General features: G+C 69.4%; 28 protein-coding genes. 25 read left to right on the top strand and 3 right to left on the bottom strand.

The features are described from left to right. Positions 1–110: 110 nt before the first annotated feature. Together B0B14_RS03565 and B0B14_RS03570 are read left to right on the top strand one after the other, a co-directional pair. The gene (locus B0B14_RS03565; RefSeq protein WP_076680127.1) at positions 111–515 is read left to right on the top strand and encodes a pilus assembly protein CpaE; all 405 of its coding nucleotides are present in this window, start codon (positions 111–113) and stop codon (positions 513–515) included. A gap of 51 nt (positions 516–566) precedes the next feature. Then, complete coding sequence (locus B0B14_RS03570) at positions 567–1,076, top strand: hypothetical protein (RefSeq protein WP_076680128.1); 510 nt, start codon at positions 567–569, stop codon at positions 1,074–1,076. A 4-nt stretch (positions 1,077–1,080) separates the two neighbouring features. On the opposite strand, the gene B0B14_RS03575 is transcribed toward B0B14_RS03570, so the two are convergent. After that, positions 1,081–2,331: an MFS transporter gene (locus tag B0B14_RS03575; RefSeq protein ID WP_256714239.1), complete on the bottom strand. Its 1,251-nt coding sequence runs from the start codon at positions 2,329–2,331 to the stop codon at positions 1,081–1,083. A gap of 386 nt (positions 2,332–2,717) precedes the next feature. Here B0B14_RS03575 and nrdH point away from each other — a divergent pair, with 386 nt between their 5' ends. Genes nrdH through nrdF form a run of 4 tightly spaced genes read left to right on the top strand, consistent with a single transcriptional unit; the run spans position 2,718 to position 6,546 of the window. After that, positions 2,718–2,951 (top strand): glutaredoxin-like protein NrdH, encoded by a 234-nt coding sequence (gene nrdH / locus B0B14_RS03580; RefSeq protein ID WP_076680129.1) that lies wholly within the window; start codon positions 2,718–2,720, stop codon positions 2,949–2,951. A gap of 5 nt (positions 2,952–2,956) precedes the next feature. Next, positions 2,957–3,394 (top strand): class Ib ribonucleoside-diphosphate reductase assembly flavoprotein NrdI, encoded by a 438-nt coding sequence (gene nrdI / locus B0B14_RS03585; protein ID WP_076680130.1) that lies wholly within the window; start codon positions 2,957–2,959, stop codon positions 3,392–3,394. After that, positions 3,376–5,538, top strand: coding sequence for a class 1b ribonucleoside-diphosphate reductase subunit alpha (gene nrdE, locus B0B14_RS03590; protein ID WP_076680131.1), 2,163 nt, complete (start codon positions 3,376–3,378; stop codon positions 5,536–5,538). Before nrdI ends, nrdE begins: the two co-directional genes overlap by 19 nt. Positions 5,539–5,571: 33 nt before the next feature. After that, the gene (nrdF, locus tag B0B14_RS03595) at positions 5,572–6,546 is read left to right on the top strand and encodes a class 1b ribonucleoside-diphosphate reductase subunit beta (RefSeq protein WP_076681252.1); all 975 of its coding nucleotides are present in this window, start codon (positions 5,572–5,574) and stop codon (positions 6,544–6,546) included. A 54-nt stretch (positions 6,547–6,600) separates the two neighbouring features. Here nrdF and B0B14_RS03600 read toward each other — a convergent pair whose 3' ends face one another. Then, positions 6,601–7,122 (bottom strand): hypothetical protein, encoded by a 522-nt coding sequence (locus B0B14_RS03600; RefSeq protein WP_076680132.1) that lies wholly within the window; start codon positions 7,120–7,122, stop codon positions 6,601–6,603. Positions 7,123–7,259: 137 nt separating this feature from the next. On the opposite strand from B0B14_RS03600, the gene B0B14_RS03605 reads away from it, so the two are divergent. The 9 genes from B0B14_RS03605 (at position 7,260) to B0B14_RS03645 (ending at position 13,523) form a co-directional block, all read left to right on the top strand. Next, positions 7,260–7,466 (top strand): hypothetical protein, encoded by a 207-nt coding sequence (locus B0B14_RS03605; protein ID WP_076680133.1) that lies wholly within the window; start codon positions 7,260–7,262, stop codon positions 7,464–7,466. 64 nt (positions 7,467–7,530) lie between these two features. After that, positions 7,531–8,187 carry a collagen-like protein gene (locus tag B0B14_RS03610; protein WP_143733611.1) on the top strand — a complete coding sequence of 219 codons (657 nt, stop codon included), beginning with the start codon at positions 7,531–7,533 and terminating at the stop codon, positions 8,185–8,187. A gap of 36 nt (positions 8,188–8,223) precedes the next feature. Beyond that, positions 8,224–8,688: a DUF3817 domain-containing protein gene (locus tag B0B14_RS03615; RefSeq protein ID WP_076680135.1), complete on the top strand. Its 465-nt coding sequence runs from the start codon at positions 8,224–8,226 to the stop codon at positions 8,686–8,688. 77 nt (positions 8,689–8,765) lie between these two features. Continuing rightward, complete coding sequence (locus tag B0B14_RS03620) at positions 8,766–10,835, top strand: elongation factor G (RefSeq protein ID WP_076680136.1); 2,070 nt, start codon at positions 8,766–8,768, stop codon at positions 10,833–10,835. 28 nt (positions 10,836–10,863) lie between these two features. Continuing rightward, complete coding sequence (locus tag B0B14_RS03625) at positions 10,864–11,277, top strand: MarR family winged helix-turn-helix transcriptional regulator (RefSeq protein ID WP_076680137.1); 414 nt, start codon at positions 10,864–10,866, stop codon at positions 11,275–11,277. Positions 11,278–11,339: 62 nt separating this feature from the next. Further along, entirely contained in the window at positions 11,340–11,723 is a 384-nt protein-coding gene (locus tag B0B14_RS03630; protein ID WP_076680138.1) for a hypothetical protein, read from the top strand. Then, positions 11,699–12,253, top strand: a complete 555-nt coding sequence (locus B0B14_RS03635; protein ID WP_076680139.1) for a hypothetical protein — start codon at positions 11,699–11,701, stop codon at positions 12,251–12,253. The genes B0B14_RS03630 and B0B14_RS03635 overlap by 25 nt, the downstream gene beginning before the upstream one ends. Continuing rightward, on the top strand, positions 12,250–13,134 hold the full coding sequence (locus B0B14_RS03640; RefSeq protein WP_076680140.1) for an LLM class flavin-dependent oxidoreductase: 885 nt from the start codon (positions 12,250–12,252) through the stop codon (positions 13,132–13,134). Before B0B14_RS03635 ends, B0B14_RS03640 begins: the two co-directional genes overlap by 4 nt. Further along, on the top strand, positions 13,131–13,523 hold the full coding sequence (locus B0B14_RS03645; RefSeq protein ID WP_076680141.1) for a DoxX family protein: 393 nt from the start codon (positions 13,131–13,133) through the stop codon (positions 13,521–13,523). Before B0B14_RS03640 ends, B0B14_RS03645 begins: the two co-directional genes overlap by 4 nt. 2 nt (positions 13,524–13,525) lie before the next feature. Here B0B14_RS03645 and B0B14_RS03650 read toward each other — a convergent pair whose 3' ends face one another. After that, the gene (locus B0B14_RS03650; RefSeq protein ID WP_076680142.1) at positions 13,526–13,933 is read right to left on the bottom strand and encodes a DUF6157 family protein; all 408 of its coding nucleotides are present in this window, start codon (positions 13,931–13,933) and stop codon (positions 13,526–13,528) included. Between the two features lie 92 nt (positions 13,934–14,025). Here B0B14_RS03650 and B0B14_RS03655 point away from each other — a divergent pair, with 92 nt between their 5' ends. The 10 genes from B0B14_RS03655 (at position 14,026) to B0B14_RS03700 (ending at position 23,714) form a co-directional block, all read left to right on the top strand. Continuing rightward, positions 14,026–15,555, top strand: a complete 1,530-nt coding sequence (locus B0B14_RS03655; protein WP_076680143.1) for an ATP-dependent DNA ligase — start codon at positions 14,026–14,028, stop codon at positions 15,553–15,555. Then, entirely contained in the window at positions 15,552–16,163 is a 612-nt protein-coding gene (locus B0B14_RS03660) for an alpha/beta fold hydrolase (protein WP_076680144.1), read from the top strand. Before B0B14_RS03655 ends, B0B14_RS03660 begins: the two co-directional genes overlap by 4 nt. 156 nt (positions 16,164–16,319) lie before the next feature. After that, on the top strand, positions 16,320–17,342 hold the full coding sequence (locus tag B0B14_RS03665; RefSeq protein ID WP_076680145.1) for a 1-aminocyclopropane-1-carboxylate deaminase: 1,023 nt from the start codon (positions 16,320–16,322) through the stop codon (positions 17,340–17,342). A gap of 178 nt (positions 17,343–17,520) precedes the next feature. After that, on the top strand, positions 17,521–17,895 hold the full coding sequence (locus B0B14_RS03670) for a DoxX family protein (RefSeq protein ID WP_076680146.1): 375 nt from the start codon (positions 17,521–17,523) through the stop codon (positions 17,893–17,895). Between the two features lie 55 nt (positions 17,896–17,950). Then, positions 17,951–18,685, top strand: a complete 735-nt coding sequence (locus B0B14_RS03675; protein WP_076680147.1) for a DUF1684 domain-containing protein — start codon at positions 17,951–17,953, stop codon at positions 18,683–18,685. 53 nt (positions 18,686–18,738) lie between these two features. Further along, positions 18,739–20,274 (top strand): ABC transporter substrate-binding protein, encoded by a 1,536-nt coding sequence (locus B0B14_RS03680; RefSeq protein WP_076680148.1) that lies wholly within the window; start codon positions 18,739–18,741, stop codon positions 20,272–20,274. Between the two features lie 26 nt (positions 20,275–20,300). Beyond that, positions 20,301–21,248 carry an ABC transporter permease gene (locus tag B0B14_RS03685; protein WP_256714242.1) on the top strand — a complete coding sequence of 316 codons (948 nt, stop codon included), beginning with the start codon at positions 20,301–20,303 and terminating at the stop codon, positions 21,246–21,248. Further along, a complete protein-coding gene (locus tag B0B14_RS03690; RefSeq protein WP_076680149.1) occupies positions 21,245–22,108 on the top strand; it encodes an ABC transporter permease in 864 nt (287 codons plus the stop codon). The genes B0B14_RS03685 and B0B14_RS03690 overlap by 4 nt, the downstream gene beginning before the upstream one ends. After that, positions 22,105–22,947, top strand: coding sequence for an ATP-binding cassette domain-containing protein (locus B0B14_RS03695; RefSeq protein ID WP_076680150.1), 843 nt, complete (start codon positions 22,105–22,107; stop codon positions 22,945–22,947). Before B0B14_RS03690 ends, B0B14_RS03695 begins: the two co-directional genes overlap by 4 nt. Beyond that, a complete protein-coding gene (locus B0B14_RS03700; protein ID WP_076680151.1) occupies positions 22,944–23,714 on the top strand; it encodes an ABC transporter ATP-binding protein in 771 nt (256 codons plus the stop codon). The genes B0B14_RS03695 and B0B14_RS03700 overlap by 4 nt, the downstream gene beginning before the upstream one ends. Positions 23,715–23,773: the final 59 nt, after the last annotated feature.

A 23,773-nucleotide genomic window follows, 5' to 3' on the forward strand; every position in this document is an offset into this window, starting at 1 on the left:
ACGCTACGGAGCGGGTCGGCGCGGGGCATCCGCCGTGAGTCCCCTGGGTGTACATCGCAAGGATGATCTCGCCCGCCCCTCGCCTGCGCCGCGCACGCCATGATGGGGGAGTGATCTCCACCGACCTCGCCCTCGCCCTCCGTGACGCCGGGCTCGTGTGGCATCCGCGGTCGGGAGACCGGTTCCAGCTCAGCGAGCCGGAGTTCGACGCCGACGTCTTCACGGTCAGCGAGATGACGATCGAGCCGCGCGAGTACCCGACCGGCCGCATCCTCGCCTTCAACGGGACGACCGAATGGGCACTGGACTCCGTCGCCCAGGAGGAGGCATTGTGGCTGCCCAGCGAGGCGCAGCTGCGCGAGATGCTGCGCGGCGCGTTCCGATCGCTGCGGCGCCTGGCCGACGTCTACGAGGTCGAGATCGTCGTCGCCGGCGAGCCGCACATGTTCGAGCATCCCGAGCCGGCGGATGCGTACGCGCTCGCCGTGCTGGAGCTGCTGCGCCGCATCGCCTGAGCCTGCTGACGCCATCTCATCCTCTGCATGCCGTGCTCATAGGATGAGGCGATGAGCGACGGAGTGGACGAACCGACGTGGGGGCGCGCTTCGGAGCGCATCGTCGCGGTGCTGAGCGCGCAGGACTTCGATGAGAGCTACTACGCCTGGTGCCGGGAGTCCGCCGACACCGATGCGGACGAGCTCCCGGCCGGGGCGCCCGCCGTGCGCGAGTTCATCGATGCGTTCCGCGCCGCTGGCGCAACGGTCGATCGCGACGGGCGCACACGGCGCTTCACCGTGACCGCGGACGCAGGCCCGACGGCCGTCGAGCTGCGGTGCGAACTCGGCCGGGGCATCAACACGCTCTCACCGCTGCTGTCGGTCCATGTCGCCGGCGCGGCGCGCGAGCGCGCGGTGAGCCTGAGCGGCCTCGCGCGGCAGGTGCTGTTCGCCCGGCAGCCCGATGCCGACGATCCGCTCTATCCCTATCCGATCGTGCGCACGCGCCGTCAGCTCGATGCCCTGACGGTCGGACTGGTCAGGATGCTGGAGGCCGTGGCGCGCGACTACCCGGCCTGACGTCCTACGGCCGCGCGATCGGACCCGTGAGTCCCGAGGGGGGCAGGGTCGAGATCGGCGCCGTGTCGGGGATCGGGCTCGCGTCGCGGCCACGCAGGTCGGGGAAGGCCCGCACGAAGACCGTCGAGACGACGAGGCCCACCGCTGCGAAGGCGGCCGCGGCGACGTAGGCGCCCTGCGGTCCGACTCCGTCGATGAGGAAGCCGGCGGTCGCCGAGCCGGCCGCCGCGCCGATGAGCTGGCCTGTGCCGACCCATCCGAACGCCTCAGCCGTGTCGCTGAACTTCACGCTCGCCGACGTCATCGCGAACAGCACGGCCAGAGCGGGGGCGATGCCGATGCCGGCGAGGATCAGCGTGCCGCCGAGCCACCACACGTCGAGCGACACCATCGTGAGGCTGAGGCCCACCGTCACGATGAGGAGGCGGCGCGCCATGGCCCACGGCCCGATCGGGATGTGGCCGAGCCCGAGACCTCCGGCGAGACTCCCGACCGAGAAGAGCGCGAGCACGATGCCCGCCTCGAGACCGCCGTGGCCGAACGTCGCGACGACGCCCGCCTCCACAGCCGAGCACGCGCCGATGAGGAGGAATCCGATCAGCGTCGCCATCAGCACGGCGGGCTTGGCGAGCACCTTGCCGATCGTGCGGCGGCTGGGCGGGATGCGTACGCGCCCCACCTCGGGCGACAGGATGAACCACGCACACCCGCCGATGAGGATCACGACGATCAGCAGAAGAGCCGGAACCGTGCCGACCTGCGTCGCGACGAACGTGATCAGCACGGGCGCGATGATCCAGATGATCTCCTGGAGGCTCGCATCCAGCGAGAAGAGCGGCGTGAGCTGCCGCGAGTTCACCATCTTCGGGTAGATCGTGCGGACGGCGGACTGCACGGGCGGCGTCGACAGGCCCGCCAGCATCCCGAGCGCCATGTATCCCGGCAGCGGCAGCGAGAGGAGGGCCAGCGCCGCGATCGTGGCGGCGCACACGGCGGCCGTCAGCGTGAGCACGCGGCGCATGCCCCAGCGACCCATCCAGCGGCTCGTGACGGGTCCGGCGATCGCCTGGCCGATGGATGTCGCGGCGAGCACGAGTCCCGCCGCTCCGTACGAGCCCGTGACGTGCTCGATGTGCAGCAGGATCGCGAGACTCGTCATCCCGTTCGGGAAGCGCGCCGTCAGCTGTGCAGCGATGATGCGCCCCACGCCGGGGGTGCGCAGAAGATCGCGATACCCCGCCTTGCCGCCTGCCACCGCTCCACGCTAGCGCCGCGCGAGGGCGCGTGCACAACGGCCGAGATCCGCTCTCCCGGCGACACGCCGCGACACGCCCAACGCGCTGTCCACAGGCAGATCCGATGTCGGAGGCCGCGCGTAGCGTCGTGCCTGTGGACAGGTGCGGCCGCGGCATCCGAAACCCCCGATGGTTCAGGGCTTTTCCAGGTTCGGAAGAACCTCGTCGCCTGTGGATGAATCGGTGGACAACCTGTGTTGTACATGGGGAGAGCGGTGGAAAACTACACGGATGTAACTACTAGCCCTTGTGGTGCTTTCGAATGTCGGTACCCATATGTAGTATTGGACTCCCGGCGGGGGGCCTGCCGGAAAACAACAGATTTTGAGGGGAGAGACACATCCACATGGCGATCACTGTCTACACAAAGCCTTCGTGCGTGCAGTGCACGGCGACGTACCGCGCACTCGACTCGAAGGGCATCGAATACGAGATCCACGACCTCTCGCAGGACGCCGACGCGCTCGAGCAGGTCAAGGCGCTGGGCTACCTCCAGGCGCCCGTCGTCATCACCGACGAAGACCACTGGTCGGGCTTCCGTCCCGACAAGATCGACGAGCTCGCAGCCCGTCTGTCCTGACGACCATGAGCACAGCGGTCGCCACGAGCGCGCCGCTGCTCGTGTACTTCTCGAGCGTGTCGGGCAACACTGCGCGCTTCATCGAGAAGCTCGGAAGGCCGGCGCAGCGCATCCCCCTCCGACCCGGCGATCCGCCCCTCGTCCTCGATGAGCCGTTCGTGCTGGTCACCCCCACCTACGGGGGAGGCCAGGGCCGCGGCGAGGAGAAGGGTGCGGTTCCCAAGCAGGTCATCCGCTTCCTCAACGACGAGGTCAATCGGAGCCTGATCCGCGGAGTGATCTCCGCGGGAAACACGAATTTCGGCGCGGCGTTCTGCCTCGCCGGCGACGTCATCAGCCGCAAGTGCCGTGTGCCGCACTTGTACCGGCTAGAACTCTTCGGCACGCCGGAAGACATCGATCGCGTGAGCGACGGATTGGATAGATGGTGGAAACTGCAGTGACCCAGACAGTGGCCGATTTCAAGCACAACCCCGCGTTCGAGGGGATGGACTACCACTCCCTCAACGCGATGCTGAACCTGTACGACGCCGACGGCAAGATCCAGTTCGACGCCGACAAGCGCGCCGCGCGGGAGTACTTCCTGCAGCACGTCAACCAGAACACCGTGTTCTTCCACTCCCTCAAGGAGCGCCTCGACTACCTCGTCGAGAAGGAGTACTACGAGCCGGAGGTGCTGGCGAAGTACCCGCTCGAGTTCATCCAGCAGCTCACCGACCGCGCGTTCGGCGCGAAGTTCCGCTTCGAGACCTTCCTCGGCGCGTTCAAGTACTACACGAGCTACACGCTCAAGACGTTCGACGGCAAGCGCTACCTCGAGCGCTTCGAGGACCGCGTCGTGATGACGGCCCTCGGGCTCGCCGACGGTGACCAGGCGCTGGCCACCGCGATCGTAGACGAGATCATCTCCGGTCGCTTCCAGCCGGCGACGCCCACGTTCCTCAACTCCGGCAAGGCGCAGCGCGGCGAGCTCGTCTCCTGCTTCCTGCTGCGCATCGAAGACAACATGGAGTCGATCGCCCGCGGCATCAACTCCGCGCTGCAGCTGAGCAAGCGCGGCGGCGGCGTCGCCCTGCTCCTGTCGAACATCCGCGAGTCGGGTGCGCCGATCAAGCAGATCGAGAACCAGTCCTCGGGCATCATCCCCGTCATGAAGCTCCTCGAAGACAGCTTCAGCTACGCCAACCAGCTGGGTGCCCGTCAGGGTGCCGGGGCCGTGTACCTGACGGCTCACCACCCCGACATCATGAAGTTCCTCGACACCAAGCGCGAGAACGCAGACGAGAAGATCCGCATCAAGACGCTGTCGCTCGGCGTCGTGATCCCCGACATCACGTTCGAGCTCGCCAAGAACGACGAAGACATGTACCTCTTCTCGCCCTACGACGTCGAGAAGGTCTACGGAGTGCCGTTCGGCGACATCTCGGTGACCGAGAAGTACCGCGAGATGGTCGACGACGCGCGCATCAAGAAGACGAAGATCAACGCCCGCGAGTTCTTCCAGACGCTCGCCGAGATCCAGTTCGAGTCGGGCTACCCGTACATCATGTTCGAAGACACGGTGAACAAGGCCAACCCGATCAAGGGCCGGATCAACATGTCGAACCTGTGCTCGGAGATCCTGCAGGTCAACACGCCCACGACGTACAACGAGGACCTCTCCTACGCCGAGATCGGCAAGGACATCTCGTGCAACCTCGGGTCGCTCAACATCGCGCTCGCGATGGACTCGCCCGACTTCGGACGCACGGTCGAGACCAGCATCCGCGCCCTCACCGCGGTCAGCGACCAGAGCCACATCCGCTCGGTCCGCTCGATCGAAGACGGCAACGACCGCTCGCACGCGATCGGCCTCGGCCAGATGAACCTGCACGGCTACCTCGCCCGCGAGCACGTGCACTACGGCTCCGAAGAGGGCCTCGACTTCACGAACATCTACTTCTACACGGTCGTGTACCACGCGCTGCGGGCGTCCAACCGCATCGCGATCGAGCGCGGCGAGACGTTCGACGGGTTCGCGGACTCCACGTACGCGTCGGGGGAGTTCTTCGACAAGTACACCGAGCAGGAGTGGGTGCCCCAGACCGAGCGCGTGCGCGAGCTGTTCGCCGGTCACCACATCCCCACGCAGGACGACTGGCGCGAGCTGAAGGCATCCATCCAGCAGCACGGCATCTACAACCAGAACCTCCAGGCCGTGCCGCCGACCGGCTCGATCTCGTACATCAACAACTCGACGTCGTCGATCCACCCGATCGCGTCGAAGATCGAGATCCGCAAGGAAGGCAAGCTCGGGCGCGTCTACTACCCGGCGCCGTTCATGTCGAACGACAACCTCGAGTTCTACGAAGACGCGTACGAGATCGGCTACGAGAAGGTCATCGACACGTACGCGGCGGCGACGCAGCACGTCGACCAGGGTCTCTCGCTGACGCTGTTCTTCAAGGACACCGCCACCACGCGCGACATCAACAAGGCGCAGATCTACGCGTGGCGCAAGGGCATCAAGACGATCTACTACATCCGCCTCCGCCAGATGGCGCTCGAGGGCACCGAGGTCGAGGGCTGCGTCAGCTGCACGCTCTAGTGCGCTGACCTGGACTTGCTGAAAGAGATGACGATGAGCGAAAAGCTTCCCCTGCTGAACCACGTGCAGGCGATCAACTGGAACCGCATCCAGGACGATAAGGACCTCGAGGTCTGGAACCGTCTGGTGAACAACTTCTGGCTGCCTGAGAAGGTGCCGCTGTCCAACGACATCCAGTCGTGGAACACGCTGACCCCCGAAGAGCAGACCCTGACGATGCGCGTCTTCACGGGCCTCACCCTCCTCGACACGATCCAGGGCACGGTGGGCGCGGTGTCGCTCATCCCCGACGCGATCACGCCGCACGAAGAGGCCGTCTACACGAACATCGCGTTCATGGAGTCGGTGCACGCCAAGAGCTACTCGTCGATCTTCTCGACGCTGTGCTCCACGCCGGAGATCGACGACGCGTTCCGCTGGTCGGTGGAGAACGAGGCGCTGCAGAAGAAGGCGCGCATCGTCATGGACTACTACCGCGGCGACGAGCCGCTGAAGCGCAAGGTCGCCTCGACGCTGCTCGAGTCGTTCCTGTTCTACTCGGGCTTCTACCTGCCCCTGTACTGGTCGTCCAAGGCGAAGCTGACGAACACGGCCGACATCATCCGCCTCATCATCCGCGACGAGGCCGTGCACGGCTACTACATCGGCTACAAGTTCCAGAAGGGTCTGGAGAAGCTCTCCGAAGCGGAGAAGCAGGACATCAAGGACTACACGTACTCCTTGATGTACGAGCTCTACGACAACGAGGTGCAGTACACGCAGGACCTCTACGACGGCGTCGGCCTCACGGAGGAGGTCAAGAAGTTCCTCCACTACAACGCCAACAAGGCCCTGATGAACCTGGGCTACGAGGCCATGTTCCCCGCGACGCTGACGAACGTCTCGCCGGCGATCCTGTCGGCCCTCTCGCCGAACGGCGACGAGAACCACGACTTCTTCTCGGGGTCGGGCTCGTCGTACGTCATCGGCAAGGCCGTCGCGACCGAAGACGACGACTGGGCTTTCTGAGTCGTCACCGCGAGCCCGCCGTCCGGCCATCGCCGAGGCGGCGGGCAGCGTGGGTCATTGCCGCGGCCACTCCCATCGCGGGTCGGCGGCGGCGAGATGCTTCGCCATGGTGCGTCGCCGGGACTGGTCTCGCTTGGCCTCGCCGAGACGGGGCCAGATCCACTCCGCCGGGAGGACGTGGAGCGACAGGGTCGACACGTCGCCGGCCGACTCCCGCACGTTGACGACCGCATGGTCGTGGACCCGCCAGGCGAAGGAACGCTGCTCGGGCCGCATGCCGGCCTCCGCGAGCCGCTCTCCGTATCCCCCATCGGGACTGATCCACGTCTCATTGTGGAATCCGTCGCCGCCGAAGGAGTGAATACCGTGCATCTCGAGGTTCTTGCACGCACGTTCGAAGTGCTCTCGCGCGCCCCGGTCCTGTCCGATCACCTGTGCGAGCGGGAAGACCTTCACCAGTCCCCTCTCGATGACGTGTGGACTGAGTTCCGTCCACGGTACGTCCGGGCTGTGCCGATGGCTCGCGAGCGCGTCCATCACGGCGGGTCCGTCGGCGAGCTGCTCGAAACCTTCCATGGTTCAACTATGCGCGGTCGCGAGGCCCCCGCGGAATCCGGTCGGATGCCGCGGCCTGATCGCACGACGTGTCAACCCCCTGAGTCGACCCCGGCAGCCCGCGTAGCGTCGAAGACTCACCTATCGGGAGGACACCCATGCCCAAGCCCATCGTCTGGCTGCTCGTTGCCGTCGTCGGAGCCGTCGCGTACGTCGCCGGCACCAAGGCAGGACAGTCGCGCTACCGCGAGATCAGCAGCGTCGCCAAGCAGGTCTGGGACGACCCCTCGCTGAGCAAGGCCCGCAAGAACGCCAGAAAGGCGATCGAGAAGGCAGCCAAGAAGGCATCCAAGAAGCTCAGCTGATCGATCGGGGTGTCGCTGACGCAGGTGATGACGGGGGAGCGCGCGCGGGCATATGCTCAGCGCCATGAGCGTTCCCCCCGCGCCTGATTCTCCGCGATCCCCCGTCACGGTCACCCTGCCGATCCTGATCGGCGTCGGCGTGGCGGTGGTGCTGCTGTCGTTCCTCGCCTCGTTCCTCGGCTCGTCGCTCGCGGCGCCCGGCGCCGCCGCTCCTGCAGCGACCGTCACGGTCGATCCGAGCCCGCTGCCGACCGACGACTACGACGACGTCGCGGAGGAGATCCTGCCCGCAGGGTCGGCCGTGCGCGCGGGAAGCGGTGCGCCCGAGAACGGCAAGGGCCGCGACGGCGACGTCTATCTCGACCTGCAGACCTCCGACGTGTGGATCTTCCGCGACGGCGCATGGCAGCGCACCGCCAACATGCGTGACGAGCTCGCCGAGAACATCGTGCTCGAGCAGGGCCCGGCGGGTCCGCAGGGAACGCCCGGCCCACAGGGATCGCAGGGTCCCCAAGGCGAGCAGGGAGCCCAGGGCGAGCAAGGGGACCCCGGTGCACCAGGGACGCAGGTGACGCTCGGGACAGGCGCTCCGGATGACGCCACCTGCGTCGAAGACGGCGACATCTTCATCGACACGGCCGCGACGCAGTTCTTCCAGTGCGTCTCGGGCACGTGGGTGGTCTCTGCGACGACGCCCGACACCGCAGCGCAGACCGGGTGAGACATCCGGTGCTCAACCTTCAGATAGACTGAAGGAATGTTCCGCACTCCTCTCACGCTGTTCCGCACGCTCGCGATCGCCGAAGCGATCTCGTGGACGCTGCTGATCAGCGGGCTGATCATCCGCGCGGTCTGGGACTTCCCGCTGGCGGTGACGATCGGCGGAGGCATCCACGGCTTCGTGTTCCTCTCCTACGGAGCCACGGCCATCCTCGTCGCGAAGAACCAGCGGTGGCGTCCGGGTGCCACCGTGATCGCGATCGTCAGCGCCGTCATCCCGTACGCGACGATCCCGACCGAGCTGTGGCTCCACCGGTCCGGGCGGCTCGCAGGGGAGTGGCGCCTCACCGCGACCGACGACCCGCGCGACGCCGCGTGGCATGACCGCCTCATGCGCTGGTTCCTCCACCGCCCGTGGGTGCTCGGCCTGCTCATCGCCGCCGCGGTCGTCCTGCTCTTCGTCGTGCTCCTGATCCTCGGCCCTCCGGGCGGTCGCGACTGACGACACCGGCCCTGGCGCACCCCGGGCTTCCGCGACACGATGGAGGCAGCACGCCGCATCGTCGCGGGGAGGTCCACATGGATGCCGCATCGCCTGTCACACATCGCACGATCGCCGTGGTCGGGGGCAGCGGATCGGGCAAGACGACCCTCATCGAGGCGCTGCTCCATCGCGCGGGAGCCATCGCGCGGAAGGGGAGCGTCGAACTCGGAACCACGGTCTGCGATCACGAACCCGAGGAGATCGCGCGTCACACCACCCTGGGCGTCTCGCTCGCCTACCTCACCTGGACGACCGAGGAGGAGACCGTCGGCGCGCTGACGCTCGTCGACGCACCGGGGCATCCCGACTTCGCCGGCGCACTCGACACGGCGCTGTCGATCGCCGACCTCGCGCTGGTCGCGGTCAGCGCCGTGGACGGAGTGTCGGCCGGCACGAAGGCCGCGTGGGCGGCGGCTGAGGCGGCCGGAGTGCCGCGCATGATCGTCGTCACCCAGGAGGACCGAGCGCGCGCCGACTTCCGCCGGGTGCTGCAGCAGCTCCGCGACACCTTCGGCGGGCACGTGCTGCCGATCGAGCTCCCCGTCGGCGAAGAAGCCGATTTCCACGGGATCGCCGACATCCTCAGCGAACACGCCCTCGTGTACGACGACGCCGGTCATCACCACGAGGAGGCGATCCCGGCCGATCTGGCGGAGGAGGAGCGCCGGCTGCACCGGGATGCGACCGAGGAGATCGTGTCGCACGACGACGCACAGCTCGAGGCCTACCTCGACGGGAGGGAGCCGAGCGCGCGAGCGCTCGAGCGGACCCTGGCCGCAGAGGTCGCGGCCGGCACGGCGGTCCCCGTGCTGCTCTGCTCGGCGTATTCCGAGACGGGCATAGACCGCGTCGCCGACCTGCTCCTGGAGCTCGCACCGGCACCCGGCGATCGCGACGGACGCATCGTGATCGGAGTGGATGCCGAGGGCGACGGTGGCTCCTCGCACGCGGTGTCGACGGATGCCTCCGGCGACACGCTCGTCCATGTGTTCCACACGGTGGCCGACCCGTTCGTCGGTCAGATCGCGATGATCAAGGTGCTCTCCGGCCTGCTCCGGCCGGGCGACCGCCTGCACAACGCGACGACGGGAACGGAGGAGCGGATGCCGGCCCTCTTCCGACTGCGCGGTTCTGAGCATCTTCCCGCCGATGCCCTCCGCGCCGGAGACGTCGGCGCGGTCGCCAAGCTCGCCGGCTCGCCGTCCGGCTCCCTGCTGTGGACGCGGGCACAGACGGGTGCCCGCCCGCGGCGGCATCCGCTCCGGCATCCGGTCTACGCCGTGGCACTGGAACCCGTCTCGCAGTCCGACGATGCGAAGCTGTCGACCGCGCTCGCCCGGCTCGTCGCCGACGACCCGACGCTCGTCGTCGACCGCACCGGCAACGCCACGATCCTGCGCGGGCTCGGCGACACGCACGTGGCGGTCGCGGTGGAGCGCCTCGCGCGGGTGCTCGGCGTCCACGTCACGACGTCGGCGGCGCCCGTCGCCTTCCGCGAGACCATCGCGGGACCCGCGGAGGCCGAGGGCAAGCTGAAGAAGCAGTCGGGTGGCCACGGCCAGTTCGCCGATGTGCACCTGCTCGTGTCGCCGCTCGCCGCCGGGGGAGGATTCGAGTTCGTCGACGCCACCGTCGGCGGCTCCGTGCCGAAGGCGTACGTCCCCGCCGTCGAACGCGGGGCGAGGGAGGCCCTCGCCGCGGGCGGCCCGCAGGGCCATCCCGTCGTGGACGTGCGGGTGGAGCTCCGGGGCGGCAGAGCCCACTCGGTCGATTCCTCCGAGATGGCGTTCCGCACCGCGGCATCCCTCGGAGTGAAGGCGGCCCTCGTGCAGGCAGGCACGGTGCTGCTCGAGCCCGTGTCGGCGGTGACCGTGACCGTGCCGAGCCACCTGCAGGGGCCGGTGCTCACGGATCTGTCCGGTCGCCGCGGTCGGGTGAGCGGGACCGAGACCACCGACGACGGCGCGGCGCGGATCCTGGCGACCGTGCCGGATGCCGAGCTCGCGCACTACGTCCTCGACCTGCGCTCGCTCACCGGCGGCGAGGCCGAGCTGACGATCGCGCCCGATCGGTACGAGCGCGCTCCGCACGGCGCCGGGGGCTGAAGGCCGGCGCGGGGCTACGATGAAACGCATGCGCGAGCGCCCGCCTTTCAGTCCGGTCATCTCGCTGTTGACGATCTCCTCCGTGTGGGACGCGCGTCTCAGCGCGGCGCTGAAGGACCTCAGCCTCACGACGCGGAAGTACGGTCTTCTCGCCCACGTGCAGGGCACGCCGGGCATCTCCTTCTCCGAGCTCGCGCGCAGGTCGCAGATCACGGTGCAGACGGCGCACGCCGCCGTGCGCACGCTCGTGGATGAAGGACTCGTCGCCGATTCGACCGCGCACGCGGGGGCGGCATCCGATCTGCGGGTCACCGCGAAGGGCGAGCGCACTCTGGCCGAAGCCCAGAGGCGGCTCGACGAGCTCGACGCGACCTTCGCCTCCGGCGTGCCCCATCTCTCCAGCGCGCTCCACGGCCTCCACGAAGAGCCGTTCGGCTTCTAGCCCGCCGATTCCCCCGCCCGGCGATCGGACGGTTCGTCGGCTGTGCGGGGCAGACTGGCGGGGTGACGTCCGCCAGCACTTCCCTCCAGCGCACCTACCGCTATGTGCGACTCTCGCTCGTCGGCGTCGTGGTGCTGATCTCGACGTCGATCGCGGCCTACATGATCGGCACCGGTCCGCTCGGCTCGGTGAGCGCGGCGTACTACACCGCCGCGGGAGCGATCTTCGTCGGCGGGATCTTCGCGGTCGCTCTGGCCCTGTTGGCCCTGTCCGGACACAGCTACGGGCAGGTGTCGCTCGATCTCGCCGCGATCGTCGCGCCGCTGATCGCGATCGTGCCGGCACCTGTGTTCGCGGGTGATGTGCCGGGCATCGCGCTCGACTGCGGATCCGCGGGGAGCCGTGCATCCCGCCGGAATTCGTGCCCGCGGTGCACAACGGCGTGACGGCGCTCATCGCCACGGCTGTGGTCGGCTGGGTCACGGCCCTCGTCCTGGCCCTCGTGCAGCGCACGTTCTCGCGGCGCACGGCGTGGTCGCTCGTCGTGTCCGGGGCGATCATCGTCGTCGTCACGGTGTGGTGGCAGCTCTCCACCGAGACGTTCCTGCGCTCGGGACACGTCGTGGCGGCCGCATCCTTCTTCGCCTTCATCGCCGTCGCGGCCCTGGCCTCAGCGGTCGACGCGGGTCGTGCACAGCGCTCCGGGTATCGCGGCGCGTACTTCGCGATCGCGGGCGGGATCGTCGCGGTGCTCCTCGCGCTGCTCGGCGTGATCGTGGCCGGTTTCTTCGGCGCCGGCGTGCCAGACGTGGGGGGCCTGTCGCCGGTCTTCCTCGGGGAGGCGGTCGCCCTCCTGCTGTTCGCGGCGTTCTGGACCGTGCAGACGGTCGAGACGTGGAACGACCCCGACCCGTCCTTCCGTTCCGGCGCTCCGGGCAACCGACTGTCCGCGGCCTCTGGCAGAGTCGACGCATGACCCGCGTCGGCGCGATCTTCTGCCCCTACCCCCAGCCGCCCGAGAATCTGCGCGATGCCGCGCGCTCCGCGGAGGCATCCGGCGTCGACGAGCTCTGGCTCTGGGAGGACTGCTTCCGCTCGTCCGCGTTCGCCGCGGCGGGCGCGGCTCTCGCGTGGACCGATCGACTGAAGATCGGCATCGGCATCGCGCCCATGCCGATGCGCAACGTCGCCGCCACCGCGATGGAGATCGCGACGATCGACCGCATGTTCCCGGGTCGCCTGCTGCCCGGTGTCGGGCACGGCGTCCTGCCGTGGATGGGTCAGATCGGCGCACGCGTGTCGTCGCCGCTCACGCTCATGCGGGAGTACGTCCCGGCACTGCGCGCACTCCTCGCCGGAGACGAGCAGAACATCGCCGGACGCTACGTCACCCTCGACGGCGTACGGCTCGACTGGCCGCCCTCCGCCGCTCCGCTGGTCTACGCGGCCGCCGAGGGCCCGAAGACGCTCGCGCTCAGCGGAGAGGTCGCCGACGGCACGGTGCTGGACAGCCGGCACACCGTCGGCGAGATCGCCGCGTCGGTCAGCACCATCCGCGCCGCGCGCACGGCCGCGGGCCGCGCGGGCGCGCCCGACATCGTCGCGTATCTTCTGACGGCCTTCGGACCGGATGCCGAGGCCCGCGTGCTGGCCGACATCGCCGAGCAGTCGCCCGACGCGGTCCCGGACGATGCGCTCGACCGGGCCGCGGTCGGAGACCCCGGCGCGGTGGCCGACGTCGTCCGCCGATTCGCGGAGGCGGGCGTCGACCACGTCGTGCTGCTGCCGACTCGCGACGCCGATCTGCCCGAGTTCTTCGCCGCGACGGGCGACGTCACGCGGCTCGTGGCCTCGTGAGCGGCCTCCGAACGGCCGCGCGCTGGGTGCTCGCGGGGCTCCTCCTCGTCGCCGGCCTCGGTCATTTCACATGGGGGCGGCGCGGGTTCCGCATCGTCGTGCCCGACTGGGCCGTGCGCGTCCTCCGCCTCGACAAAGACGCGATCGTCGTCGCCTCGGGAGCGGTGGAGATCCTGCTGGGAGCTGCCCTCGTCGCGCTTCCCCGCGAGCGGCGCACGATCGGGTGGGCGGTCGCGGCGTTCTTCGTCGCGGTGCTTCCCGGCAACGTGCACCAGTGGCGCACGAAGCGATCGGTGCCGGGGCTCGACACCGACGCCAAGCGTCTGGCGCGGCTCTTCCTGCAGCCGTTGCTCGTCGCGTGGGCGCTGTGGAGCACGGCTCGGCGCTGAGGTCAGGCGCGTCGGCTCCGCATCGCCCGGGTGTGGGCGGTTCCGTCGTCGGACGCGAGCCTGGCGTACTCGGCAGACTCGCGGGGGACGAGCGCGACGCGCCCTTCGGCATCGTGGTGGATGCCCCACCCGTAGCGCTTGCCGAGGGGCGAGGAGCGCAGGCACGGCTGGCCCTTCGAGAAGAACGCCGCGCGGGCGGCCTCCTGGTCTCCATCTGCGATGCCGGCACGGCGCGCATGGGTCTCGAAGACGACGTCGTCGGAGGTGAGAGCGTACGGCCGCTCGGCGATGAGCTCGTAGTGCAGCTGAGCGATCGTCGGCTCGTCTTTTGCCGGCGGCTCGACGGCGTGGTCGATCGGGCAGTCGTCGGCCACCTCGATGAACGTGGCGTGATAGTTCGTCGTGTGCACGGGGAGAGGCTACGCCCCGCGGGCGACATCGGCTCGGCGAGGCGGCTGTCAAGACCTGCTTCGGTGTCGGAGGCGGCTGGCACAATCGGGGCATGCTCCTCGCAGACGTCGTCGACACCGTCGAGGTGGTGAGCGCGACGCGCTCACGTCTGGCGAAGATCGCGGCGCTGTCGGCGCTGCTGACGCGACTCGAGCCCGACGAGGTGCCCGTGGTCGTCGGGTTCCTCACCGCCAGTCCTCGTCAGGGGCGGCTGGGCGTCGGCTGGCGCACGCTCACCACGATCGACGCAGCCCCGGCCGCCGACCCGACGCTCACCGTGAGCGACGTCGATGCCGCGCTGGATCGCCTGGCGGAGGCATCCGGAGCAGGATCCCAGGCCGAGCGCTCCGCGACGCTGCGCGCTCTCGCCGCGCGCGCGACCGCGCGGGAGTGGGACTTCGTTGCGCGGGTCATGATCGGCGAGCTGCGCACGGGCGCGCTCGAGGGCGTACTGCTCGATGCCGTCGCGAAAGCCGCCGACCGGCCGCCCGCGGTCGTCCGGCGCGCGGCGATGCTCTCGGGCGACCTCGGAGCGACCGCGCGGCTCGCGCTCACCGGCACGGCCGACGACCTCGCGGAGGTCGGTCTCGTCGTGGGCCGTCCGGTCATGCCGATGCTCGCCTCGACCGCGGCCACGGCGGCCGAGGCGGTCTCGACCGTCGGCGAGGCGTCCGTGGAGTACAAGCTCGACGGCGCCCGCATCCAGGTGCACCGCGACGGCGACGACGTCCGCGTGTACACGCGCAACCTGGCCGACATCACGCACCGCGTGCCCGAGCTGGTCGAGATCGTGCGCACGCTCGACGGCGATCGACTGATCCTCGACGGCGAGACGCTGTCGCTCGATGAAGACGGCGCGCCCCGGGCCTTCCAAGACACGATGGGGCGCTTCGGCGCCGACGCGGCATCCGCTCTGCTCCTGCGCCCCTGGTTCTTCGACCTGCTCCACGTCGACGGGCGCGATCTGCTCGATGAGCCCCTGCGCACCCGGCGCGCCGAACTGGTGCGGGTCGCGGGCGAGTGGGTCATGCCGGGTGTCGAGACCTCCGACCCGGATGCTGCCGAGGCCCTGTCGGTCGAGGCGCTCGCTCACGGCCACGAAGGCGTCGTGGTCAAAGCGCTCGATGCGCCGTACGCGGCGGGTCGCCGCGGATCGTCGTGGATCAAGGTCAAGCCGGTGCTCACGTACGACCTGGTCGTGCTCGCCGTCGAACCCGGCTCCGGCAGACGCGAGGGCCTGCTGTCGAACCTCCACCTCGGCGCGCGCGATGCGACCGGCGAGTTCGGCGGTGGGTACGTCATGGTCGGGAAGACGTTCAAGGGGCTCACCGACGAGCTCCTGCGGTGGCAGACCGCGCATTTCCCGACGATCGAGTCGCGGCGCACGGCATCCGCCCTCTTCGTCGAGCCGATCACCGTCGTCGAGATCGCGATCGACGGTGTGCAGCGTTCCACGAGATATCCGGGCGGCCTCGCACTGCGCTTCGCGCGTGTGAAGGCCTACCGGCCGGACAAGCGGCCCGACGAGGCCGACACGATCCAGGCGCTGCGCACGCTGCTGCCGGGCGGGGGAGAGCAGTGAGCCAGATCGAACTGGAGTACGCGAGTTTCGGAGCGCCGCAGGCGGAACGGCTCGTGCTCGTGCTGCGCGAAGGGGCTCTCGCGACGATCGACCCCGACGCCGCGATCACCCAGCGTCGCGACGTGCGCGTCGTCGGCGTGCGCGTCACCGACGACGAGGTCGCCGAGCCGGGCGGGTACCGCGGGCAGTCTCCGGCCGCAGTGACGGTGGGGGCGCTCGTCGAGCTCGCGCGCAGTGTGCTGCTCGAAGGCTCGTTCGCCGTGGTCGGCGTCGGCGTCACCGGAGAGCTCGCGGTGCGGCTCGCCCTCGCGCTGCCCGAACGCGTCGACCGGCTCGTGCTGGTGGCCGTGCCGGCACCCACCACCCCGCTCGATCGCGACGACGGCGAAGACCTGCTCGCGGGCGTGCAGGCGAAGACGCTCATCCTGAACGGGCAGAAGGATCCGGATGCCGCGGCCGCCGCCGCGGAGTGGCATCGCGCGCACATCGCCTCCGCCCGGGTGGAGATGGTGCCCGCGGTCGGTGCCGTCGACACTCGTCTGGCGCTGGGGACCGTCTGGGAGCGCGTGCTGTCGTTCACCGCACCGCGGACCGCGCGACGCGCCTGAAGTCCGAGCCCGGATGCCGCGCGCATAGCCCGACACGACGGCGCCCGACGGCGCGCCCGACGGCGACCGACCGGTTTGACACCGACGCGCTCACGGGTGTGCAATATATTGCATGTCACCCATACGGGTGCTCGCATCGAGAACCCGGAGACGCCCATGACCCTCGCCGACTTCCCCCGCCACTCGCTCATGTTCGGGCCGAGCCCGATCCACCCGCTCGATCGCCTCTCGGCCCACCTCGGCGGCGCGCGAGTCTGGGCGAAGCGCGAAGACGTCTCCAGCGGGCTCGCCTACGGCGGCAACAAGGTGCGCAAGCTCGAGTACTTCGTGCCCGAAGCACTCGCACAGGGCGCCGACACTCTGGTGTCGATCGGCGGCGTGCAGTCCAACCACACCCGGCAGGTGGCCGCGGTCGCCGCTCACCTGGGGCTGAAGGCCGTGCTGGTGCAGGAGCAGTGGGTGGACTGGCCGGATGCCGTCAACGACCGCGTCGGCAACATCATGCTCTCCCGCCTGATGGGAGCCGACGTGCGGCTGTCGTCTGCCGGCTTCGACATCGGCTTCCGCGATTCGTGGAAGGACGCGATCGCCGACGTCGAGGCATCCGGCGGCACGCCCTATGCGATTCCTGCAGGAGCATCCGACCACCGTCTCGGCGGGCTCGGCTTCGCGCGGTGGGCACACGAGGTGAAGGCCCAGGAAGAGCAGCTCGGCGTGTTCTTCGACACGATCGTGGTCTGCACCGTCACCGGGTCCACGCACGCCGGCATGATCGCGGGCTTCGCCGATCTCCTGGAGAACTTCGGCGACCGCCCCCGTCGGGTCATCGGCATCGACGCGTCGGCGACGATCGAGAAGACCCGCGATCAGGTGTCGCGGATCGCCCGCCGCACCGCGGAGCTCATCGGCGTCGGGCGCGAGCTGCGCGACGACGAGATCACCGTGCTCGAGGGCTGGGCCGGCGACAAGTACGGCATCCCGGTCGAGTCCACCGATGCCGCCATGTACCTCACGGGCCGCCTCGAGGGCGTCATCCTCGACCCCGTCTACGAGGGCAAGTCGATGGCCGGACTCATCGACCTCGTGAGCTCGCACGACATCCCGAAGGACTCGAACGTGCTCTATGCGCACCTCGGCGGCCAGCCGGCACTCAACGCGTACAGCGGTCGGTACCACTGACGCCGATCGCTCGTCGACGTCGCCGTCGCCGTCGCCGCAGACAGGCGAACCGCTCGGGACAGGACGATCGGCAGTCGATCGGCCTGTCCCGAGCAGAGGGCCTGCCCCGGGCGACCCGCATCGTACCGAGGGCGCCGCACAGGGGGCGCTGTGCGGGGTGCGGTGGTTGACTGGTCCCATGCGCACACTTCTCCGATGGATGCTCGCGGGCGCCATGGTCTTCGCGGGTCTGAGTCATCTGTTCTGGGCGCGCAAGGAGTTTCAGGCGCAAGTGCCCGACTGGACCGGCAAGGTGATGGACAAGGATGCCGTGGTGGTGGCATCCGGAGTCGTCGAGGCCGCGTTCGGCGTCGCGCTCGTGGCCCTGCCGCGTGAGCGCGGACGGATCGGCGCTCTCCTGGCGGCGTTCTTCGTCGCGGTGTTCCCGGGCAACATCGAGCAGTACACGAAGCGCCGCGACGGCTTCGGCCTCGACACGGATCGGAAGCGCCTCGTGCGTCTGTTCTTCCAGCCCGTGCTCGTCGCGTGGGCCTTCTGGTCGACCCGCGACTGAGTCATACTCCGCAACGCGATTTCCATTCAGAGGAATCATTTGTTGAGCTAGACGTGTGACTTCCCCCGCCCCCGCTTCGCACGCCGAATGGATCGACTCCCGCAGAGCGGCGGTGACCGCCCCTCAGGGCGCGCTGTCGCTCGTGCTGACGCACTGGTCGCCGGCGGGTGCCCCGCCGGTCGAGGAGGCCGTCGCCCGCGAGAGTCATCCCGCCGACGCGCTCTTCACGCGTCTGCAGCGTGCTGACATCGACTCCGGCGAGACGCAGGAGGGCTACCGCATCTGGCGACAGGACTCGCCCGCGCAGCAGGCGTTCGAGGAGATCGAGTACTACGACCACGACCCGTCGTGGATCGTGGAGGGGCGCTTCGAGCTCGTCGACGAGGAGCGCGTCGTGCCGTTCGAGCACATCAAGGACGACGGTGCGTCGCGGGCGCTGCCCGTGTCGGGCGACCTCGTCTTCGAGCACGAGGGAATCGAGTACCGCTTCAGTGCGTTCGACACCGTGTACGGCGGAACGGCCAAGCTGCAGCTCGTGTTCGGCGACCGCACGAACGGCGTCGAGAGCTACGGCGCCGGACGGTTCCTGTTCCTCGATCACCCGGCCACGGCAGGGCTCGAGGCCGGGGACAGCATCCCCATCACGATCGACTTCAACCGCGCGACCGTCCCGCCGTGCGGATTCTCCAACCAGATGAACTGCCCCCTTCCGCCTCTCCAGAACCGCCTTCCCTTCCCGCTCCGCGCGGGGGAGAAGCGGGTCCGCTACGCCGAGGGTTTCTCCCTCTAGTCCGACATCCCGCACGACCGCACGACCCCCACATCCACAGCAAAGGATCCGACGTGACTTCACGCCGCCACCGTCTCCGACTCTCCGCCGCCCTCGCGGCCGCGACCGCAGGGCTCCTCGTCCTCGCCGGCTGCGCCGGAGGAGCCGCACCCGCCACGACCGACGGCTCCTCGGCCGCCGCCGACCCGACGGCCGAGATCATCATCGGCTCGCAGAACGAGCCCACCAACCTCGACCAGATCTTCGGCGGCTCGTCGGGGGTCACCGAGGTCTTCACCGGCAACGTCTACGAGGGTCTGTTCAAGATCACGGATGACGCGACCGTCGAGCCGCTGCTCGCCACCGAGACCGAGGTCTCGGATGACGGGCTCGTCTACACGTTCACGCTCCAGCCGGATGCCGTGTTCCACTCCGGCGACCCCGTAGACGCCGAGGCCGTCAAGTACAGCCTCGAGCGGTTCATCAGCGAGGACTCGATCGCCGCACGCAAGCGTCAGCTCAGCGTCATCGACCGCGTCGACGTCGTGGACGACAAGACCGTCGCCGTGACGCTCACGCAGCCGTCGATCAGCTTCACCTACAACCTCGGCTACGTCTGGATCGTCAACCCGGCAGCGGGTGACCTGACGGCCGCCGAAGACGGCTCCGGCCCGTACGCCCTCGCCGACTACCGCAAGGGCGACTCGATCTCGCTCGAGCTGGCCGACGACTACTGGGGTGAAGCCCCGAAGAACGGCGGCGTGGTCTACCAGTACTACGCCGACCCGACGGCCCTGAACAACGCGCTGCTCACCGGAGCCGTCGACCTCGTCACGAGCCAGTCGAACCCCGACAGTCTCGCCGAGTTCGACGCCGGCGGCTTCCAGATCATCGAGGGCACCTCGACGACCAAGGAGCTCCTCGCCTTCAACGACCGCATCGAGCCGTTCAGCAACGTCGAGGTGCGCAAGGCCGTGTACTCCGCGATCGACCGCGAGAAGCTGCTCGACGCGATCTGGGACGGCCGCGGCCAGCTGATCGGCTCGATGGTCCCGCCGTCGGAGCCGTGGTTCATCGACCTCGCCGACAACAACCCCTACGACGTCGATCTGGCGGCCTCGCTGCTCGAGGACGCAGGCTACGCCGACGGCTTCACGTTCACCCTCGACACCCCCGACTCGGGTGTGCACTCGACGGTGGCGGAATTCGTGAAGTCCGAGCTCGAGAAGGTCGGCATCACCGTCGAGATCAACGTCATCACCGATGACGAGTGGTACCAGAAGGTCTACACCGACAAGAACTTCGAAGCCACGCTGCAGGGCCACGTCAACGACCGCGACATCAACTTCTACGGCAACCCCGACTTCTACTGGGGCTACGACAACGCGGACGTGCAGACGTGGCTCGCCGATTCGGAGAAGGCGTCGTCGACCGACGAGCAGACCGAGCTCGTCAAGAAGGCCAACCAGCAGATCTCGGACGACGCGGCCAGCGTCTGGCTCTACCTCAACCCGCAGTTGCGCATCGCCGCGGAGGGCGTGAGCGGCGTTCCGCAGAACGGCCTGAACTCGCTCTTCTACGCGTACGGCATCGAGAAGGCGGCGTCATAGGCGCTTATCTCCTCCGACGGACAGGATTGCTGCTGCTGGCCCTCGGGCTGGCGGTGGCGATCCTGTTCGTCGTGCTGCGCGTGCTCGGGAATCCGGTCTTCGCCCTGATCTCGGTGGGGGCGACGGATGCCGACATCGCGGCCGCGGCCGCGAGGCTCGGCGTCGACCGGCCTCTGCACGTGCAGTTCTTCGAGTACCTCGGGCAGCTCGTCACGCTCGACCTCGGACAGTCGTTCACGAACCGGCTGTCGGTGGGCGATGAGATCGTGCGTCGGCTGAATGTGACCGTTCCGCTCACGCTGCTGTCGTTCCTCCTGTCGGTGCTCATCGCCGTGCCGGTGGGCTTCGTCGCCGCGTGGAAGTCGCGCACCTGGTACGGAACCACGTTCTCCGCCGCGTCGCAGCTCGCCGGCGCGGTGCCGGTGTTCTGGGTCGGAATCCTGCTCATCGCGGTGCTGGCGCTCGGCGCAAGGGTCTTCCCCGCGGGAGGCTTCCCGCGCACCGACTGGGAGGACCCGGCTGCGGCGTTGCGCTCACTCGCCCTCCCGGTGCTCACGATCGCCCTCGTCGCCGGCAGCGACCTCGCGCGCTACGTGCGCTCCGCCACCCTCGACGTGCTCGGTCAGCAGTACATGCGCGCGGCGCGCGCCACCGGCCAGAGCTTCGCCACGGCGCTCTGGCGCCACGGCGTGCGCAACGCCGCCGTCCCCGTCATCTCGATCCTGGCGATCATGCTGTCCACGACGTTCGTCGGCGCCGTCGTGATCGAGCGGGTGTTCGCCCTGCCGGGCCTGGGCGACATGCTGCTCGTCGCCATCAAGGAGCAGGACTTCCCGAGCATCCAGGGCGTGCTGCTGTTCTCCACCCTCCTCGTGCTGCTCCTCGGCTTCGCCGCCGACGTGCTGCAGCGCATCATCGATCCCCGACTGCGCGACTCGCTGTCGGGCAACCGGCGTGCGCGGGTGAAGGCATGAGCGTCACGCTTCCGGTGGAGACGGTCGCGGAGGCGCCCCGCCGTCGCTCGCGTCGCTCGCTCAATCTGGCCCTCGGCGGAGTGCTGTTCGGCACGATCCTCGTCGTGGCGATCGTGTCGCTCTTCTGGACCCCGTTCGCGCTCGAAGACACCGGCGGGGGCCGCCTGCAGCCGCCCTCGGGTGAGCACTGGGCGGGAACCGACCGCCTCGGACGCGACCTCTTCTCGCAGCTCATGGTCGGGGCACGGCTCGCCATCATCGTCGGCGCGGGCTCCGTGCTCATCGCCGCCGTCGTCGGCATCGTGCTCGGGCTCGTGGCCGCCACGGCCAGTCGCTGGCTCGACGACGCCCTGTCGAGCCTCCTCGACATCGCGATCGCGTTCCCGACCCTCCTGCTGGCGATGCTGATCGTCGCGTGGCGCGGCGCATCCGTCGAGTCGGCGATCCTCGCGATCGGTCTCGCGGGCTCGGCGATCATCGCGCGACTCACGCGGGTCACGGCATCCCGCGTCCTGGCCATGGAATTCGTCACGGCGTCGCGCACGTCGGGCACCGGCGGCTTCGGCGTCGTGTGGCAGCACGTGCTGCCGAACGTCTGGCCCACGCTCGTCGTGCCGCTCGCGCTGCAGTTCGGCGGCGCGGTCGTCGCCGAGGCGTCGCTGTCGTACCTCGGCCTCGGGTCCCCGCCGCCGAACGCGTCGTGGGGCCGGATGCTGCAGGAGGCCCAGGGCACCGTGCTCGTCGCGCCGACCGCGGCGATCCTCCCCGGCATCCTGCTGATCGCCACGATCATCGGCATGAACCTGCTCGCGGACGGCCTGCGCGACATCGCCGACCCTGCGACGAGGAGCATCGCATGACCGCGGCCCTGCTGACCCTCGACGCCCTCGGCGTGCGCATCGACGATCCGGGGTCGCGCGACCTCGTCGAGAGCGTGTCGCTCGAGCTGCAGCCCGGCGAGCGTCTCGGCGTGATCGGCGAGTCGGGTTCGGGCAAGTCGCTCACAGCGCTCGCGATCCTCGGCCTCCTCGCTCACCCCCTGACGGCGCGCGGCTCGGCTGTACTCGCGACTCCCGGCGGCCCGGTCGACACGGTCACGGCACCGCAGCGGCGCCTCGACGCCGTGCGGGGGAGTGTCGTGAGCGCCGTCTTCCAGGAGCCGCTCGCATCGCTCGATCCGCTCATGCGCATCGGGCAGCAGATCGAGTGGCCGCTCCGCCGCCATCTCGGGCTGCGGGGCGACGCGCTGAAGCGCGGTGTCCTGGATGCGCTCGCCGACGTGCAGCTGCCCAACCCGGAGCGGATCGCGCGGTCCTACATCCACGAGATCTCCGGTGGTCAGCGTCAGCGTGTCGCGATCGCGATCGCCCTCGCCGCGAGCCCGCAGCTGCTGATCGCCGACGAGCCCACGACGGCGCTCGATGTCACGGTGCAGGCCGGTGTGCTCGATCTGCTGCGACGCGAAGTCGACGACCGCGGCATGTCGCTGATCTTCATCAGCCACGACCTCCCGGTCGTCGCCGACATCACCGATCGCATCCTCGTGATGCGCCACGGGCGTCAGGTGGAGCTCGCGCCGACCGCGCGCCTGCTCACGGCGCCCGACGACGCCTACACGCGAACGCTCGTGGCGGCATCGCGTCAGCTCGACGACTTCCTGCCCGCCGAGACCGGACGCGGACGGGGGGATGCCGCGTGAGCACCGCACTCCTTGAGGCCCGTGATGTCGGGTTCCACTACCGCCACGGGCCCGCCGTGCTCGACGGCGTGAATCTGTCGATCGCGCCGGGCGAGGCTGTCGGACTCGTCGGGGAGTCGGGGGCGGGAAAGACCTCGCTGCTGCGGCTGCTCCTGGGGCTCGCGACTCCCACCCGCGGCGACGTGCTCTTCCGCGGCGCCCCGCTCGACACCCGCGATCGGCGGGTCATGCGCGACTTCCGCCGCACGGTGCAGCCGATCTACCAGGACCCGTTCTCCTCGCTCGATCCGCGTGTCACGATCGGCGACACCGTCGCCGAGCCGCTGCGGTCGCTCGGGGTGCACGCCGGCCGGGTCGCACGCACAGCGCGGGTGGCCGAGCTGCTGGAGGCGGTCGATCTGCCGGCGGATGCGGCGATGCGGTACCCCGAGTCGTTCTCCGGCGGTCAGCGCCAGCGCATCGCGATCGCCCGCGCACTCGCACCGGAGCCGGCGGTGCTCCTCGCCGACGAGCCCGTCAGCGCGCTGGACACGTCGGTGCGGATGCTCGTCATCGACCTCGTCCGCCGGATCGCCCGCGAGCGGGGGATCGGCATGCTGCTCGTGTCGCACGACCTCACGGTGGTCTCCGCCCTCTGCGAGCGAACGACGGTGCTCGAAGGCGGTCGCATCGTCGAGGAGGGCGAGACCCGGCGGCTGCTGGCCGCGCCGCAGCATCCGTACACCCGGCGTCTGCTCGCCTCGGTGCCGCGGCTGCCCCGCCCGTAGCCCTCGCGCGTCGCGTCGAGACGGGGGATCAGCGCCGACACAGGCCGCCTGGCCCCCTG

It is taken from the genome of Microbacterium sp. RU33B (assembly GCF_900155915.1).
Taxonomy (GTDB): domain Bacteria; phylum Actinomycetota; class Actinomycetes; order Actinomycetales; family Microbacteriaceae; genus Microbacterium.

Bases quoted from the DNA above. Each gene is read 5' to 3' on its own strand.
- B0B14_RS03570 (WP_076680128.1), top strand. From the start codon at position 567: ATGAGCGACGGAGTGGACGAACCGACGTGGGGGCGCGCTTCGGAGCGC.
- nrdH (WP_076680129.1), top strand. From the start codon at position 2,718: ATGGCGATCACTGTCTACACAAAGCCTTCGTGCGTGCAGTGCACGGCG.
- B0B14_RS03640 (WP_076680140.1), top strand. From the start codon at position 12,250: ATGACCCGCGTCGGCGCGATCTTCTGCCCCTACCCCCAGCCGCCCGAG.
- nrdE (WP_076680131.1), top strand. From the start codon at position 3,376: ATGGTGGAAACTGCAGTGACCCAGACAGTGGCCGATTTCAAGCACAAC.
- B0B14_RS03610 (WP_143733611.1), top strand. From the start codon at position 7,531: ATGAGCGTTCCCCCCGCGCCTGATTCTCCGCGATCCCCCGTCACGGTC.
- B0B14_RS03665 (WP_076680145.1), top strand. From the start codon at position 16,320: ATGACCCTCGCCGACTTCCCCCGCCACTCGCTCATGTTCGGGCCGAGC.
- nrdF (WP_076681252.1), top strand. From the start codon at position 5,572: ATGAGCGAAAAGCTTCCCCTGCTGAACCACGTGCAGGCGATCAACTGG.
- B0B14_RS03670 (WP_076680146.1), top strand. From the start codon at position 17,521: ATGCGCACACTTCTCCGATGGATGCTCGCGGGCGCCATGGTCTTCGCG.
- B0B14_RS03690 (WP_076680149.1), top strand. From the start codon at position 21,245: ATGAGCGTCACGCTTCCGGTGGAGACGGTCGCGGAGGCGCCCCGCCGT.
- B0B14_RS03600 (WP_076680132.1), bottom strand. From the start codon at position 7,122: ATGGAAGGTTTCGAGCAGCTCGCCGACGGACCCGCCGTGATGGACGCG.
- B0B14_RS03620 (WP_076680136.1), top strand. From the start codon at position 8,766: ATGGATGCCGCATCGCCTGTCACACATCGCACGATCGCCGTGGTCGGG.
- nrdI (WP_076680130.1), top strand. From the start codon at position 2,957: ATGAGCACAGCGGTCGCCACGAGCGCGCCGCTGCTCGTGTACTTCTCG.
- B0B14_RS03655 (WP_076680143.1), top strand. From the start codon at position 14,026: ATGCTCCTCGCAGACGTCGTCGACACCGTCGAGGTGGTGAGCGCGACG.
- B0B14_RS03605 (WP_076680133.1), top strand. From the start codon at position 7,260: ATGCCCAAGCCCATCGTCTGGCTGCTCGTTGCCGTCGTCGGAGCCGTC.
- B0B14_RS03695 (WP_076680150.1), top strand. From the start codon at position 22,105: ATGACCGCGGCCCTGCTGACCCTCGACGCCCTCGGCGTGCGCATCGAC.
- B0B14_RS03615 (WP_076680135.1), top strand. From the start codon at position 8,224: ATGTTCCGCACTCCTCTCACGCTGTTCCGCACGCTCGCGATCGCCGAA.
- B0B14_RS03625 (WP_076680137.1), top strand. From the start codon at position 10,864: ATGCGCGAGCGCCCGCCTTTCAGTCCGGTCATCTCGCTGTTGACGATC.